General features: G+C 35.7%; 17 protein-coding genes. 4 read left to right on the forward strand and 13 right to left on the reverse strand.

The features are described from left to right. Positions 1-12 precede the first annotated feature (12 nt). The 7 genes from D2K62_RS14510 to D2K62_RS14540 all read right to left on the reverse strand — a co-directional run bounded on the left by D2K62_RS14510 (position 13) and on the right by D2K62_RS14540 (position 4217). Positions 13-783: an SDR family NAD(P)-dependent oxidoreductase gene (locus D2K62_RS14510; protein ID WP_117161645.1), complete on the reverse strand. Its 771-nt coding sequence runs from the start codon at positions 781-783 to the stop codon at positions 13-15. 18 nt (positions 784-801) lie between these two features. Beyond that, positions 802-1341 (reverse strand): DUF4334 domain-containing protein, encoded by a 540-nt coding sequence (locus tag D2K62_RS14515; protein WP_232824311.1) that lies wholly within the window; start codon positions 1339-1341, stop codon positions 802-804. Positions 1342-1436: 95 nt separating this feature from the next. Continuing rightward, the gene (locus D2K62_RS14520) at positions 1437-1586 is read right to left on the reverse strand and encodes a type II toxin-antitoxin system antitoxin (protein WP_112180196.1); all 150 of its coding nucleotides are present in this window, start codon (positions 1584-1586) and stop codon (positions 1437-1439) included. A gap of 14 nt (positions 1587-1600) precedes the next feature. Beyond that, positions 1601-2467 carry an SPFH domain-containing protein gene (locus tag D2K62_RS14525; protein ID WP_117161646.1) on the reverse strand — a complete coding sequence of 289 codons (867 nt, stop codon included), beginning with the start codon at positions 2465-2467 and terminating at the stop codon, positions 1601-1603. 515 nt (positions 2468-2982) lie between these two features. After that, on the reverse strand, positions 2983-3162 hold the full coding sequence (locus tag D2K62_RS14530) for an H-type small acid-soluble spore protein (protein ID WP_112180194.1): 180 nt from the start codon (positions 3160-3162) through the stop codon (positions 2983-2985). A gap of 57 nt (positions 3163-3219) precedes the next feature. Continuing rightward, on the reverse strand, positions 3220-3546 hold the full coding sequence (locus D2K62_RS14535; RefSeq protein ID WP_112180193.1) for a CHY zinc finger protein: 327 nt from the start codon (positions 3544-3546) through the stop codon (positions 3220-3222). Between the two features lie 8 nt (positions 3547-3554). Further along, entirely contained in the window at positions 3555-4217 is a 663-nt protein-coding gene (locus D2K62_RS14540; protein WP_112180192.1) for a ribonuclease H family protein, read from the reverse strand. A 173-nt stretch (positions 4218-4390) separates the two neighbouring features. Here D2K62_RS14540 and D2K62_RS14545 point away from each other — a divergent pair, with 173 nt between their 5' ends. Then, positions 4391-4606, forward strand: coding sequence for a hypothetical protein (locus D2K62_RS14545; RefSeq protein WP_112180191.1), 216 nt, complete (start codon positions 4391-4393; stop codon positions 4604-4606). Positions 4607-4681: 75 nt separating this feature from the next. Here D2K62_RS14545 and D2K62_RS14550 read toward each other — a convergent pair whose 3' ends face one another. From D2K62_RS14550 to D2K62_RS14570, 5 genes are all read right to left on the reverse strand, one after another. Then, entirely contained in the window at positions 4682-6016 is a 1335-nt protein-coding gene (locus tag D2K62_RS14550) for a DUF2252 domain-containing protein (RefSeq protein WP_117161647.1), read from the reverse strand. A gap of 12 nt (positions 6017-6028) precedes the next feature. Continuing rightward, the gene (locus D2K62_RS14555) at positions 6029-6988 is read right to left on the reverse strand and encodes a calcium/sodium antiporter (protein ID WP_117161648.1); all 960 of its coding nucleotides are present in this window, start codon (positions 6986-6988) and stop codon (positions 6029-6031) included. Positions 6989-7963: 975 nt separating this feature from the next. Next, positions 7964-8899: an LCP family glycopolymer transferase gene (locus D2K62_RS14560; protein ID WP_117149555.1), complete on the reverse strand. Its 936-nt coding sequence runs from the start codon at positions 8897-8899 to the stop codon at positions 7964-7966. A 32-nt stretch (positions 8900-8931) separates the two neighbouring features. Then, positions 8932-9699, reverse strand: coding sequence for a PAS domain S-box protein (locus D2K62_RS14565; protein WP_232828025.1), 768 nt, complete (start codon positions 9697-9699; stop codon positions 8932-8934). A 54-nt stretch (positions 9700-9753) separates the two neighbouring features. Next, positions 9754-11961, reverse strand: a complete 2208-nt coding sequence (locus D2K62_RS14570) for an FUSC family protein (protein WP_117161650.1) — start codon at positions 11959-11961, stop codon at positions 9754-9756. 301 nt (positions 11962-12262) lie between these two features. Between D2K62_RS14570 and D2K62_RS14575 the strand changes: the two genes are divergently transcribed. Both D2K62_RS14575 and D2K62_RS14580 read left to right on the forward strand, forming a co-directional pair. Further along, positions 12263-13819: an ABC-F family ATP-binding cassette domain-containing protein gene (locus tag D2K62_RS14575; protein WP_112180183.1), complete on the forward strand. Its 1557-nt coding sequence runs from the start codon at positions 12263-12265 to the stop codon at positions 13817-13819. Positions 13820-13918: 99 nt separating this feature from the next. After that, entirely contained in the window at positions 13919-14365 is a 447-nt protein-coding gene (locus D2K62_RS14580) for a S1 domain-containing RNA-binding protein (RefSeq protein WP_112180182.1), read from the forward strand. An 83-nt stretch (positions 14366-14448) separates the two neighbouring features. Here the strand turns inward: D2K62_RS14580 and D2K62_RS14585 are convergent, their stop codons facing one another. Continuing rightward, positions 14449-15891, reverse strand: a complete 1443-nt coding sequence (locus D2K62_RS14585; protein ID WP_117161651.1) for a DEAD/DEAH box helicase — start codon at positions 15889-15891, stop codon at positions 14449-14451. A 712-nt stretch (positions 15892-16603) separates the two neighbouring features. Here D2K62_RS14585 and D2K62_RS14590 point away from each other — a divergent pair. Continuing rightward, complete coding sequence (locus D2K62_RS14590) at positions 16604-17050, forward strand: hypothetical protein (protein WP_112180180.1); 447 nt, start codon at positions 16604-16606, stop codon at positions 17048-17050. The last annotated feature ends 30 nt before the right edge of the window (positions 17051-17080 follow it).

A 17080-nucleotide genomic window follows, 5' to 3' on the forward strand; every position in this document is an offset into this window, starting at 1 on the left:
TTAATTACTAGATTAGTCTTTCATATAGTAACGGGTAGCTAGCAATATGACTCCAACAGGCAGTAATTTACTAGCGATTCGGAATCCTTTTGCGACAGACCCATATGTAGAAATGGCCTTTCCCTTTTGACTATCTTTTAATGCATGTCTTGCTTCATCTTTGGGATTTGTTTTAGGTAACGCATCCATAAATGAAATCTGATTCGACGTCTCTGCCACATCAAAAAATTCTGTTTTAACTGGACCAGGACAAACCGCAGTAACAGTAATGTTTTTTTCTCTCAACTCTTCGTTTAATGCGCGACTGTAAGAAAGAACAAAAGCTTTGGTAGCTGCATATATTCCAAAGTTCGGTTGCGGAGCAAAAGCCGCACTTGAAGCAATTTGAATGATTTTGCCTCCAGATAAAATATAAGGTAAGACAGTGCTTGTGACAGCTGTCATAGCTTCAACATTCAGCCGAACCATACCTACCTCTTCATCTAATGGAAGGGAACCGATTTTCCCGAATTTACCATAACCTGCCGCATTAACTAACAATTTTACATTTGATTTCGTAATTTCTAATTCTGTTTTTAAGGTTTCAATACTCTCTGGACGAGCCACATCTAAAGGGAGTATTTTTAACTTAATGAAAACTTCTTTAGCTAATTCGACTAATCTATCTTCTCTTCGGGCAACCACCCATACTTCTTCAATAGCAGGATAATCACGATCAATACGTTTAACTATTTCCCTGCCAATACCTGATGAAGCTCCTGTCACAATAGCAATTGAACCCATATTATTTCATTCCTTTCTTCACCTTATTTTTTGCAGTACAAAAAAGTAGGATATTCCATGTTGAATGTTTTTTATATCCATTACACCCATTAATGTCGTCTCATCAACTTTCCTAAATACATCGATAATTGCTTTCGCATCGTAAACCATACTGGCACTTGGTTTACCCCGATAATCAGTTATTCGAAGCCTTGCACTACTTTTCTCCGTTGAAAAAAAGGGACGTACCATTTTCATTCCGATAGAGATTGCTTTTAAAGGAACTTTATCAAATGGCAGGTTTAATGGAAGCAATGCTGGATTCCCGGTAAACAATGTACCATCTGGTTTCTGAAAAACTAACGGATAGACAGATTCAGGATTTTCAAACCGCTTCCCATACCAACCGGCTGCTGTTAATAACCCTTCGAGTGGATGACCTGTCGTAATTTCCGATCCTTTCCACAATCCCCACATCGTTTCGAAATTAACCACTTCAAGTGCATCAAATAATTGAAATGCAGCTTCCTGCGATGCTCCATCTCTAAGCATTTGTTGTAAATCTTCTTTATTGCTCACACTACTCCACCTTTCTGTAAAAGCCATTTGTGTGGGCAAGTCTTTTCAATGAGGTGAGTAATCGTATTCCCACAGCTTTAGACTGTTCTTTGTTTCTATTTCAGTCGTTTTGCTTTTTTTGCTGCTTCTCTTAGCAAATATTCAATATGGGTATTAACACTTCGTAAATCGTCTTGTGCCCACTTTTCTAATATTTCATAAAGTGCTGGATCGATCCTGAGTGGATATTGCTTTTTTTTAGCCATTAAATCAGTCCTATTTAGTTATATAGTGATCCAGTGTTGATGACAGGTTGTGTACCTCTGTCAGATACAATGGCGATCATCAAATTATTCGCCATAACTGCCTTACGCTCCTCATCTAACTCGAAGTCCTTTTCTAACCTCTCAATAGCTGATTGTACCATTCCAATTGCACCCTCAACAATCTTTTCACGTGCCGCAATAATAGCAGCAGCTTGTTGGCGTTGCAACATTGCAGAAGCGATCTCCGGTGCATAAGCCAGATGTGTGAGCCGTGCTTCAATTACTTCGACACCTGCTGCTTTAAGTCGCTCTTGCACTTCCTCTAATAATTCTTGCGAAACTTTTACTGAATCACCACGTAAGGAATGTTCTTCATTATTCTCTCGATCATATGGATAGCGACTTGCGATATATCGAAGCGCAGATTCACTTTGTGTTTCAAGAAATTTAGTATAACTATTTACATCAAATGCAGCTTTTGCAGTGTCTAAAACTTTGTATACAATAACAGCGGCAATTTCAATCGGATTTCCATCTACATCATTTACTTTTAATTTTGGTGTATTGAAATTAAAAACCTTAATACTAATAACCTGTGTCGTGATTAATGGTGTTGTCCACCATAAACCACTTTCCCTAAGTGTTCCTAAATATCTACCGAAAAATAACACCACTCTTGTTTCATTAGGCTTTACTAAAACAATACCAGTGCTCATAATAAGTGCAACAAGTATCAATATAATGCTTACTACAATCATTGCCGAACTAGGATTCACATCTGTTAGTTCGCTAACTAACAGAAAGACTCCTCCTGCTAGAATAGCTGTCATTACCACGATAGCTAAAAAACCGTTTGAAACACTTGCTTTTTTTTCCGTCATATATAAACTCCTCTACAAATTAATGATATTAATGTGATATCACTATTATATCATACTTGTTAGGGATTTTGTTTTTAAATATTACTTTAACACATAAAAAATAAGTACAATCGTTCGCTGTTATGAGCTTGGAGTCTCTATATAGATTGACAATATTTAAAACAATATTTAAAAATATTGTTGTTTATGACTGAATTACTTAAACTACGACGTAGCGTTCCTTGCGTCGAAATTATCATCAAATGTGACGAAACAGAATCATCTAACCCGCTGCTCAAGTGAAATTGACTCCCTTTCCGCAGGCACGGAAAGCGAAGTTTATTTCCAAAGCGGCATGTTATGTCACAGTTTCTATCAAGTTCGTCAGATGAAATGCAGATGTATTCGAAATCAGCACAAAGTAAACTGGATTGCGAGGCTTCTCAAGTTTACCAAGACATATTTTCCTGTTTCACTCTGAGAAAGTTTATTTAGTACAAATAAAAGCACCGCAAATGTGCGATGCTTTCTAACCATTATTCTTCTTCTAATTCATTTACCTTCACACTTTGTTTAATATCGGGATTATCAAGAGGATGGACTGTTGCATTTCCAGTTCCTTGATCGACATGTTCAATATAGACTTTTCCACCATTATAATTAACGCCTACCATTTCTGGTGAAGACACGATTTCTTGTGCTCTTTTTTCATCCATAAGTATAACCTCCTATTTCATCTATATAATTCTCCTATAAAATTAAATTATACATTCTTATTCAAAATATAGATGACGATGTATTTTACATCCAGGGTTAAAAGCTACTTCACATTGTGGACAAGTTGAATTTCCACCTAAATACGTTTCAATGGAAATAGTCTTACCACAAACACCACACAAAATTGCTTCCGTATCAAATTCCTCTTCAGTCCACAATATTGCATGATGATCCGCTTTCTCCTGGTGGCATTTATAACAGGGATAATACGTCTGACAACACTTAAACTTAATCGCAATAACATCCTCAATTTGATGATAATGTGAACAGCGTGTTTGACTATCAATAACGTTCCCCTCAACATGATGTCCGTGGATAATCATTATTCAACCTACTCCTTTGTCAGCTCAAGCGTACTCATAATCTCTATGTCTTTTAAAGCTTGTGAAGCTAATTGATCCGCTTCTCGATTCTCTTTTCTAGAAACCGCTCTATATGCTGGCGTGATTCCTAACTTGTCTAATTTATTTTCAATTCGATCAGCCCATCTGTTTAACTCTTCCTCCACACATGGCCATTCTCCATTTAATTGCTTAATTACCACTTGCGAATCACCTACAAAGACAACAGGTAAATGGTGTACACCTAATCCTTCTAATTCTTTTACACACATATGAAAAGCTGCGTATTCTGCTTCGTTATTTGTATTTAATTCTTCTACTAATGCGTTTTTACGTAATCGAAATGATTTTTTATTTTGTTGATAATATATGACACAGCCTAAACCAGACCTATTCGTGTTATGATCAAAACCACCATCAAAATAAACCTTCACATCATGTGGCTCTGTTTCAATTTCTTCTAAGTATTTTTTCATTTCTTTCATTGTCCAACTAATATCTCGTTCATCAATAAATTCTATCGCTTTGATCCGACCCGTTCTATCGAAATCATCTGCAATTAACATTGCTTTTGCAGCACGCATTTGATCTGAACTAAATCTCGTTTCTGTTCCTTTTGCTGTTCGATAGGTTAACTCCATTCTGACGTTCACAGTAGAACCACCTTTTTATTTTTACTGTTCCCATTCTTTGTTAAAACATCCTTAGCTTCTGTACTATTTTACCATATGCAAAAGACATGGAAAATGAATTGTTGTATAGGAAACGCATTTTATTTAAAACTATAAATGCTCCTGATAATAAATACGAAAGGATGATTAATCCCATGGGTATGATGAATAAAGCTTTAACAATAGGTGCGGCAAGTGCAGCAGTTTACGGTATTAGAAAAGGTATGCAAAACGGTACACTTCAACAGTTACCAGAAAAAATTAGCAATGCATTTAACAATTCACAATCCCAAGTTCAACCAACGAATGCGGTCCAAACAATAGCCGAACAAGAAGCCAAAAATAACAATGCACATTTTGAAGCATGGTAATAACTAACAAGAAGCACCTACCATAAATAGTAGGTGCTTCTTTATAATGCTTCTATAGTTCATCGCCATTGCTTTCTAATTCTTTTTATAGTAATATTCTTTTAACCATTCATTAAACAAGTCATAATCCGTTTGAACTCGTTCTTTATAAAACTTAGACCAAACGACCATATCTTTTTTAAAACCAGCTTTATCATTACCAATGGCTTTTAAAATCTCATCTTCACCGTGATAATCTAGAATACCGTGTTCAATATCTGCATCAGCACGTGCATGAATCTTCGCGGATATTTTCCCCATCGTTTTTAACGTTTGTTTCATTTTTTTAAAGTCATGAAGTTCAGCAGTATCTAAATCCTTTTCATACGCGGATCGTTCTCTTACATAAAAATGACGGTTTTGCATGGTAAAGTAACCTAAGTATGGATCTGCTTTATGATGCATTGATTGTTGGGTGTTAATTACACGTTTTCCTTGATGATTATTTTCTTCCCAAAATGTTTCATTATACGCACAGAAGTATGCAGGGACTGGTGTACGGGCTTCCTTTGCTTCTAAGATAATGTCTTCCTCTTGACCCGCAATTAATATATAAAAGCGTTTCAACCCTACAGAACCAATTCCTGCTCCACTTTTTTTAACAATATCTTTTATTTGGTAATGCTCTTTTCCTTTAAAAACATTATGCTTTATACTATCTAAATAGTGATCCCATACTTTAATAATTTCCTTATACTCATTATTTGTCACATCATCAAATTTTGTTTTTTTACGATCAAACTTGCGCTCGCCATCTTCATTTAAATATGTTTGCTTGTCAAGTGCATGTGTTTCTTTTCTATCCATTAAGCTGTCTAATGTCGTTGAAATCGCACCCTTCGTATTCTCTGTTGTAAATTGTCTTGTAACTGGGTCTTTTTCAGCTTCAGCAAATTTTTTCAGTTCTTTATAATAAGCTTTCAAATAAATTTCTACAAGCTTGTCATGCTCCTCTTCATCAATCCCTTGCTCGTCTGCAATCAATCGAATACTTACGACCATGCGTAACACATCATATAAGTAAGAACCGAAATAGCCTTCATCAAAATCATCTACATCAAAGATGATCGCTTGATCCTCATTTTGAAAAGCGCTAAAGTTGTTAAAATGTAAATCACCCATTATCCATGCAGGTTTATCATCAGTCGTATGATAAGAAAAAGGGATTTTAGTTACATCATAATAGAATAAATAGATACTCCCACGGAAAAAACTATACGCATCTTTTTTCATTTTCGTATATTTGACGCGTCGATTAGCCTTACTTAAATGCATAATTTGCTCATCAAACTGTTCCATAATTTCGTGTATAGTTTGTTTTCGCAAATAATTATTTGTATTTCTAATATGTTGTTTCACGCCTTGTACCATCTATTAATCCTCCTAATTTCTGATAATAATATAAACCATGTACAATAGATAAAAAACAGCTAAAATGACGCCTTCTAGTTTTCCAACTTTAAAATGCGTCCGTGAGAAAACAAGCAATAATATTGTCATTACGATCATAATAAGTACATCAAGTACTAGTTTATTTTCTACAGCTAATGGCGAGATAATCGATGCAGATCCTAAAACAAAGAATACATTAAATATATTACTGCCTATGATGTTTCCTAAGGCAATCTCACTTTGTTTTTTGATTGCTGCAGTAATGGATGTAATTAATTCTGGTAGAGATGTACCGATTGCTACAATCGTTAATCCTACCAATGTTTCACTCATGCCAAACAATAGGGCAATTTCTGTTGCATTTGTTACAACTAGTTCTCCACCAAAGATTATCGCTAAGAGGCCACCAACTGTAAGTATAATATTCTTTGTCCATGATGGTTTCTCTCCGGTATTCGTTTGTTCCTGTTTTGCCTTGTCACGGCTTTTACGTGCTACTTCAAAAATGTAGTACAAAAACACAGCAAAGAACAATAACAAGACAAAACCGTCACCTCTAGTAATATAGTTAGAACCCATTGATTGTAAGGTTATATCACTAATGAGAATCAATAAAGCAACACTCGCTAACATTGCAAATGGTATTTCTTTTCTGATTGTTTCATTTTCTACTTGTAATGGATTTAATAGTGCTGTTATACCAACAACAATCGTTATATTAAAGATATTACTTCCGACCACATTCCCCATTGCTACACCTGCATTACCCTCTAAAGCTGAAACAATACTCACTGTAGCTTCTGGTGAGCTTGTTCCAAATGCGACAATCGTCAAACCGATTAACAAAGGGGAAACATGTAACGTCTGGGCTATTTTTGAAGCACCATCAACAAAGAAGTCAGCACCTTTTATTAATAAGACAAATCCTATAATAAGTAGTAAGTAAGTCATTTCTATTTCCCTTCAAATACAAACATTAAAATTAGTTTATACCATTTTCGTTTAATTTAAGCTTTATTATTACAGTTTTCCACTAAAGAACGAGTCTGAAACATTTAGGTTATGCAAAAGCTTTTATCTTGCTTGATAGTCTTTTAAAAGTCTGTTTTCTAAAAGTTTTTTTATCAAGGAATTATAAACTGCTCCATTTCTGTGGGAAGAACCCGGTCTGAAAATCCACTACAAAGGCCTAAGTGCCTTTTTTACATTGCGAAATTTGAGTCTCACAATCAAAAAAAAGAAATTAACTTCACCCTTCATTGGTAATCATCAGTGCGTTTCATCTGACGCACTTGAGATAAACTCTACGGTAATAGCGGCATAGAATTCTTGTTATTTGTAATTAAAATAGAAGTTAGCAAAAATTAAATGAACTGCATACAAAGAAGCATCTCGTTTTTTTGAATAGCTATTCGAATTAGTTTGTAATACAGGAAATCGTTAAAGGTGGTCTAATGGAACCCTATACAAATAGTTCAGGCACAGCAGCACCGAGGCTGTATCACAAATAACAGCAGAGTAAGCGAAATAGTTGAAACTCCTGCAGCAATAGTTCGCATTTTCCCTACTAGAATAGCACTCATTTACTTCTGTCACTAGACAGACTTTAAAAGTAAAACGTTATCTGCTGGTAATAAAATTTTATTATGCTTATTACAACAGTTATTCACACTATACGGATTGATTGTAGCGTAGGGCAGTCGACTCCTGCGGGAACAGCACGGGCTGAAGATCCACTTCGTAAAGCATTTTGTGCTTTACGAAGTTAGCTGAAGCCGTGCCCGCGGAAAGCGACTGCCTGTAGCGGAAATCAACAGGGCAGTTACCTCAGAGTCTATGGTTATTCAGTAATAAACATTTTTTAAAAGTTTCTAGCTTCATCCAAACTTAAATGCCTGTTTCACGCTTCGAAAGTTGCATTTATTATTATATTCCGTTTGCGAAGTCTTCAATCAAATCATGTGTTTTTTGAACTTCTTCGTCTGGAACTTGCAAGTACCAAATACCATCAATTGTCGTACCCTCTCCAGTAATCTGATAGGTTTCAATATCCTTGCGCGCACCTCTATAGTCTGTAACCATTGCACTCATATCTGAGAAGTCCATGTTTGTACTCACATTTTCACCTAGAACCGATAGAATCTCATTAATCTTACTTACCCCACTAAAACTCGCACCTTTACTAATAACACCTTCAATAACTTGTCGTTGTCTTTCATTTCGTCCGACATCTCCTTGAGGGTCATCTTTTCGCATTCTAACATAAGCCAATGCTTCTCTGCCGTCTAACTCCTGTTCACCTTCTGGAAACTCATAACTACCATTTGTAAATGCCAGTGTATTTGTTACCGATACACCATTAACCGAATCTACGAGTTGTTGTAGACCTTCCATATTTACACGTACATAATAATCAATTTCAATATCTAAAAAGTTTTCAACCGTGTCCACCGACATATTACTACCACCAAATGCATAAGAGTGATTGATTTTATCCACTGTTCCATGACCGATAATTTCCGTTCTTGTATCCCGTGGAATGCTTACCATTTGCATGCGCTCATTACTCGGATCTAGTGTTAACACAATCATTGTGTCAGAACGACCTCTATCATTTTCGCGTTCATCGACGCCTAACAATAAAATATTAAGTGGTGAATTGCTTGCCATCTTCTCCTTCGTTACATCATTATCAATAGCCGTAACAGATTCATGAAGATCATTATTTACGGTATCTTTTACATTCATATAGAATGAAATAAGATATCCACCACCTATTAATACAAACAACCCAACAACTAGCAATGTTATTTTCCACCATCTATTTTTTTTATTCTTTTGTCTTTTTTCTTTTCGACCCAACCCAAGCACCTCTTCTAATAATAGTATTTAAATCATTTAACTAACTGATATAACGCTTTTTTAACATTTGACATTGTTCGTAATGTTCCATTACTTAGACTAGCTTCTATTGATTTTCTAGCTAATTCAGGTCTAAAACCTGTAAAGATTAAAGTTAAGCCTAGTAATTGCATGATTTCATCTATTCTGTAGATAAACTGTACTGCCACTTCGTCTATATTATAAATACCAGAGAGATCAATAATTAAATAGTCCAAATCATATCCTTGTATTTTCTCAGGAATGATCTCGATTAGTTCCTCTGTCCTAACCTCATTCAAATCTCCAATGAGCGGAATAACTGCAATCCCATCATGCACAGGTACAATAGGTGTCCCTACGTCACGCATCATTTTTTCAAGCTCTGCTTCAGCTTCTCTTTGTGGTGTTAAATCTCTGATCGTAGATTGAATTGCTTCGAGTTCACCGTACATTACTGGATGACAAAACAACTCAACATCAACAGTTGTTCCATCTGCACGATAGATCGTTGTTTCAACTAGTTCACTAACCGTTCGTTCCTCTGTTCCCTTACGTATTCGCTCTACAATATAATCTCTATATTTCTCCGTAAAAACATCAACCACATTTGCTCCGATAAGATCGTTTTGGTTTGCTTTTAAGAACTTGGCACCTGGTTCATTTATGTATAAAACCTTCTGATTTGAATGAATAATCGTCGTCTCCAGGGCGTACTCAACAACTTGATGATACAGTTCTACTTTTTCTTTGTCGGATAAATTATGATTCGACTGTTTCACCAATTATGTTCCCTCCTTCAACTTATTCCTATTTCATAATACACCTTTTGCACCTTATTTAAAAGGTAGCATTTCACTAGTAAAAGCTTCCTGTGCACCTAAACCAACTGCTAACAGAACAATTGCTTCATTGATTTTCCATACGTAATAGAGATGATGCGTTAAGTCATTTTTGTTTTTTTCTTCACTTAAAGTAAGTCTTTCGATTCGCTCTCTTTGCTCCGTTAAATGATACACAACTCCTTGGTGTTGATTGCCACTAATTAATTCACTTAATAATTCCATGTTATGTTGTAGCTTTTCTTCCATTTCCCTAAAGTCAGCCTTGATTTCTTCTGGAAAATAAAATTCATTCTGATAAGAGGATGCAACGAGATGTTTTGCATAATAATTGATTGCTGTAAAAAGCGTTATCCAACGAGGGATTTTCTTATCAACCATACTACCAGGGCGTTGAAGTAATGATTGGGCAGCATTTTTTATTACTTGTAAGTTGAGATCCATATCAAATGCATTACCTGAGAGACCTTTAACATTAACGTCTTCTCTAAAGCCCCTCACATAATCTATTAGAAATGGATTTAATATCGTTAAATAATCGACAAAAGATTGGGCTACCTTATCAACCGTTTTAGTAGGAAATATAAAAGTAGATACACCAAGCGCTATAATGGCACCACATATCGTATCAATTACCCGTATACCTAATAATTGATAACTAATTCCACCAAGGATAATATCATACATAAAAGCAATCAGAATCGTCATAAATAAACTCATTAGTGTATAAGAAACCGTCAAGAAATAAAAAGTAAAGAAGACAACAATAAATAATAAGGCAACCTCTATTTGCGTATGGCCAGATACAAGTTGTGCAAGTAGAAAACCAATGATCGCACCACATATTGTTCCTAATGAGCGTTGAAGCCCTTTAATATACGTTCGACCAACTGATTCTGTCCCAAGTAACACAAGAAAAACGGTAAGAATAACCCAATAAGGTTGAATGGGCGAAATCCAGTGACCAACCAAAAGTGCTAATATACTTGCCACCATCGCTTGATAAGCTTTTTTTGTAGTCGGCTTTAACCCGTCCTCTTTTAGATCAGTCGCTGTAAGCTTACTGTCTATTTCTGTGTCTATCTTCCCCTCATTAATAGCAAGCTGCTCGTAACGTAGCGATTCTTGAATTGTTGCAGCACTTGTTACGACATGATTTGCAATTGATTCGATTCTCCGGATTAAATACAACCATTTTCTAGTTTCTTTTTCCTCCGTCTCCATTTGTAAGTCTTTTAAAATAAGAGAGAGTCCTTGTACCGCATTTTCTGCTTCCTTTAAATGTTCTGTTGTATAATTTTGTGCTAAAACTTCAGCGTCCCTAATGGTTTTGACTACCCAAACAAGCATCCGCTTTACTTCTTCCATTTCTAGTCCTTCTGCTTTTTTTAACTGTTTGATAGAATCTGTCAATGTTTCAATCAGCATTGCTGTATCAAAAACATATAATCGTAAATGCGTCGCTTTAAGTCCTGGCCATATACTCGCAACATCTTGTTCTTTAAGATCACCTGATACATTCTGTGCATATTCACTCAATTTGCGAACATTCTTCTCCAAACTATTTATCCGCCTCTTACTATTTATCGGATCTTCCATTAAATTAATTAAAATACTTAGTGTCAAATTAGCTTGAATATGGTACGAGCGCATGCTTCTCCTTAAGACATGAGCCGAATCTTTAAATATAATGAAATTTGCTAGGAATGCACTCATCACACCAACACATATAGCTACATAAAACCAGCCAAATTGATTTGGTGTAAGTTGTAATACAGAAGATATATAAATAGTCATAAAACTTACCATACCTAGCGAAAAATAACGCGACCCAAATTTAGAAAAGTAAAACGCCCCAAAAATAATACACACCATCGCTATCCCAACATAATAAGGATTGTCTGCTAGATATGTACCAATTGTAATGCTAACAGAAGCTGAAACAGCTAATAATAATGTTGTGAATTGCTTCTTTTTCTTTGTATCGTCCATCACAACCATTATGCCAATCATTCCTAGCATACCCGCGACAATAACTGGCGTAAATAAAGTACTATTTGAAACACGTAAAATTAGCAGCATCGTCATTATTGCAATCATTAAACTTGTCGTTGCCTTAAAAGCTTGTTGCAACCTCTTTCTTCCTGGATCAGAGGCAATTAATCTCCCAACCCACGCATGTTGTATATGTAAATGTTTCATTTTTATCAACCTTTATCAGTGTTTTTCAAACTGCTCTTTTTAATATAGTAACATAGAGCATAATGATAGGATAAATTATGATCGCAATCAAAAGATGGGCTTTAATCGCTTCCTTAATCGCTATACGCTTGTTTTTACCGTATCGTCTTTACTTTTTAGGTTGAATATAGAACTACTTATAATTCTGTAACAAAAATTACCTCAACTCCTTTTTAATTTTTTTCTTCCTAGCTCTATCACTTTAGTCAAATCACCTTTATAATAAAAAAGCATTAACTATAAGAGAAAAGGTGTTTACATTATGAGTTTACTTACAGTTTCAAATTTAAGTCACGGATTTGGTGACAGAGCAATCTTCGAAGATGTCTCATTTCGTTTATTAGCAGGAGAGCATATCGGTCTTATCGGAGCCAATGGCGAGGGTAAATCGACATTTATGAATATTATTACCGGAAAGCTAGAGCCAGACGCTGGCACAGTAGAATGGACGAAGCATACCCGAGTTGGTTATTTAGACCAACATACTTCATTAAATAAAGGAATGACGATTCGCGATGTACTAAGAACCGCCTTCCAGTATCTATATGACTTAGAAGAAGAGATGAATGGTTTATTCGGCAAAATGGGAGAAGTTGGTCCAGAAGATCTTGAGAAACTTCTTGAAGAAACCGGTCGAATGCAGGATGCGCTCACAAACAATGATTTCTACATGATCGATGCAAAAGTGGAAGAAATTGCGAACGGCCTTGGATTAGATGAATTTGGTTTAGAAACTGACGTACACGATTTGAGTGGTGGGCAGCGTACAAAAGTACTGCTTGCTAAGCTATTACTTGAAAAACCAGACATTTTACTACTAGATGAGCCGACAAACTATCTCGATGTTGAACATATTGAGTGGTTGCGCAATTATTTACTAAACTATGATCATGCATTTATTTTAATTTCACACGATCTTCCATTTTTAAATAGTGTTGTTACATTAATTTATCACATGGAAAATCAGCAAGTAACACGTTATCCAGGTGGCTATGATGAATTCTTACGTGTTTATGACATGAGAAAACAACAACTCGCATCAGCACATAAAAAACAACAAAAGGAAATTGCAAACCTTAAAGACTTTGTTGCACGGAATAAGGCTAATGCTGCTACAAGTAAGATGGCTACCTCTCGTCAGAAAAAACTCGACAAGATGGAAGTAATTGAACTAGACGCTGAAAAACCAAAACCGCATTTTCGTTTTAAACCGGCTCGAACATCTGGAAAATATTTATTCGAAACAAATGAACTTGTAATTGGTTATGATGAACCTCTATCTCGCGCACTTAATTTAGCGATGGAACGCGGACAAAAACTAGCTTTATCTGGAGCAAACGGAATTGGTAAAACTACTTTATTACGCAGTATCCTTGGAGAAATCAAACCAGTATCAGGCAGTGTTCAATTAGGCGAGCACTTGCATATAGGTTATTTTGAGCAAGAGCCAAATGACGTGAGCCAAAAAACATGTCTAGATGAGATATGGGATGAGTTCCCGCACCTAACGCAACAAGAAGTACGCTCTTCTTTAGCGAAATGTGGTTTAACAAGAAAACATATTGAAAGTAAAATAAAAGTTTTAAGTGGTGGCGAAAAGGCTAAAGTAAGATTGTGCAAGTTAATAAATAAAGAAACCAACTTACTTGTGCTAGATGAGCCAACAAACCACTTAGACCGTGATGCCAAAGACGAGTTAAAGCGCGCATTAAGTGATTACAAAGGTAGTGTCTTACTTATCTCACACGAACCTGATTTCTATCAAGATCTTGTTACAGACATTTGGAACTGTGAAGATTGGACAACAATGGTGTTTTAGTACAATTAATACTTGTTTACATTAACGAAACACATTTGATTTTGTTTGATATATTTGTTATAATGAGTTGGTTTTAAAATTATTGAGGGGGAAATTTTTTTGTCAATTGAAATAGGTAGCAAGGTTCAAGGTAAAGTAACTGGTATCACTAATTTTGGAGCATTCGTAGAATTACCCGGTGGCACAACAGGACTTGTGCATATCAGTGAAGTAGCAGATAGCTATGTAAAAGACGTGAATGATCACCTTAAAGTAGGGGACCAAATTGAAGTTAAAGTAATTAGTGAGAAGGATGGAAAAATTGCCTTGTCTATTAAAAAGGCAATCGATAAACCCGAAGGTCAAAGCGCTTCTTACACACGTCGACCGCGTCAAGGCGGAAACGACAGAAATGGTAAAAACGGTCGCGCAAAGAGTAATTTTAAGCCTAAAGAAAGCTTTGAAGACAAAATGGCAAGCTTCTTAAAGAGTAGTGAAGAAAATCTTTCTACCCTAAAACGCAGCAAGGAATCAAAACAAGGCGGTAGAGGGGGAAGACGTGGCTAACCTAAATTTAATTGGATTAACATATAGATAAAGACAAGCCACAAAGATGATGGCTTGTCTTTTTTACGTTCTATTTTAATTCATTATTCTGCTATACTTACTTTTAATTGTTTATTCTTAACAGTCGTGTGCTCCATTGCTTGTAACACTAATGAGCCTTTACCATTTAAAATATCTACATAGGATAAACTATCTTTAATCGTTATAATACCTATATCCTCAGACTCTACACCAGGAATACTCGTAATCGTTCCAACAAAATCGAGTGCACGAATCTTTTTCTTCTTCCCGCCATTAAATTGCAGTTTCATAATATCTTTATTGATACGCTCTGTCTTATTATTTTTCACAATACGACGGTTATTCATTTTTTCTTTAAAAGCTTTTATATTTTTTACAATTTCTTGTTCACTTGGCGCATCCATTACTGGTAATTTAAAGCCAATATAGCGTTCGATAGAGCCAAGATATTTTCCTTGATTAGGCGTACCAAAAGTAATTGCTTTCCCCTTGTTACCAGCACGACCAGTTCGTCCAGTTCGGTGAACATAACTTTCTTTCTCTAACGGGATATCATAGTTAATAATTAGTGTTATATTATCAACATCAATACCTCGAGCTGCTACATCAGTTGCTATGAGATAACGGAAATTCCCTAATTTAAAACCTTCCATAATAGCAAAACGATCTTTTTGTTCTAAACCACCATGAAGTCTTTCACACGAATAGCCTTCCGCTTCTAATTCGGTATAGATTGTATCAACATGCTCTTTTGTTTTACAAAAAATGATACAACTCTCCGTATTCTCAGCAACTGTTACATCTTTAAGTAAGGCGAGTTTATCATCCTCTCTAACCTCGATATAGCGGTGTTCAATTGTACTCGTTGTAATACCATTTGTCTCAATTTCGATATTGACTGGGTCAATCATGTACTTGTAGCATAACTTCTCAACATCTTGAGGTAATGTCGCTGAAAACACCATTGTCACTCTATTTTTAGGAAGTTGTTTAATAATAGATTCTACCTTGTCAATAAAGCCCATGTGAAGCATTTCATCCGCTTCATCAATTACTAAATATTTCACTTCATCCAAATTCAATGTTTCTCGGTCAATATGATCAATCACACGTCCTGGTGTACCAACAACGATATGTGTTTTTTGTTTTAACTCTTCTTTTTGTCTGGCGATAGGTTCTTTCCCATAAACCGCTACAGCTTTAATACGCTTAAACCTTCCAATATTCGTAATATCATCGCGTACTTGAACAGCAAGCTCACGTGTTGGTGTAAGTACTAATACTTGTGGATTCTTCACTTCCCATTCGATCTGTTCACAGATTGGTATCGCAAATGCTGCTGTCTTTCCACTACCTGTCTCGGATCTCACGACAAGATCTTTGTTCTCTAATGCAGTTGGAATTACTTTATCTTGCACTTCTGTAGGCGTCTTATATTTCAAAACACCAAGTGCGCGCGTGATCTCTTCACTTAATTCATAATCTTTGAAATTTCTTTCATTCATGTATTAACCTCACCTTTTTGTATGTTCGACTTCTATATAGGATTCTCTAAAGAGAATTAGCATATGCAAAATCGGAATATATTCATTATAACTTGAAAAAATAGAGAAAACTCGTTTTTAGTAGAATTATCTTTAAGAAAGTAGTATTTTTCAAAATACAAGTGTTATAATATGAACTGCATCTTAAAAAATGACCCATTACAAGCAGATTGCTGTTGGTACAAAAATTCATACATTCTGACTCACAGAATATTCTAACCCGCTTCTCAAGCAAAATCGGCTCCCTTTCCGCAGGCACGGCTTCAGCTAACTCGGATAAGCAAAGGGCGCTTTCCGAGTGGATCTTCAGTCCGCGCTGTTCCTGCAGGAGTGTCGCCAATTTCACTTGATACGCTAGATTTTTTTCTAAGTAGCACCAATTTGCAAAAAAGTAAGAGAGCTTATTTTTCTCTGATATGTAATTTTTAATTAACGAAAAAATTATTTTAATCTAGCGACGGAAATATACGTAGACTCCTGTGGGAACAGCACGGGCTGAAGATCCACTTAGTAAAGCGCCCTTTGCTTTACTAAGTTAGCTGAAGCCGTGCCCACGGAAAGCGAAGTATGTTTCCAAAGCGGTATGTTACATCACATTTTCAATCAATTGTATCGTTAATAGCAACTTAGTTTTATGAAAAGAATCAAAAAAAACAATCTATATGGAGGTACCATGCTTACATTTGAAGAAAAACTTGCAATTATTGAATCTTACCCTATGTTAAAACGCAAAGATGTATCGCTTGGTCGTGTCAATTTTCAATTTGAAGAAAGTGTAATCAACAAGGAAAATGTTGTCTATCATTTACATCCGAACGGCAATGGCTATGTTTTCGCAGAGCTAATTGATGAAGATTATAACTTAGATAATAATGGAATGGTTAATATCCGTGATTTTAACGAAAAAGCATTGCGCAAAGTTATTAACCAAGCAATTGATTCACTATCTGAACAAGAACCATTTGAAGAAACATGGATTAACGCAGAAAACCAAACATTGAAAATTATTAATGACTTCGACTCATGGAACATTTATGCAGGTGATTTACTAGACGCTACTTACGCTACTTATAACGGCGCAATTAATTATCTAGAACAAGAAGGTTTTAGACGCCGTTAAAACTAGACCCCTATTACACAATAGGGGTCT

This window comes from Paraliobacillus sp. X-1268 (assembly GCF_003426095.1).
Lineage (GTDB): Bacteria > Bacillota > Bacilli > Bacillales > Amphibacillaceae > Paraliobacillus_A > Paraliobacillus_A zengyii.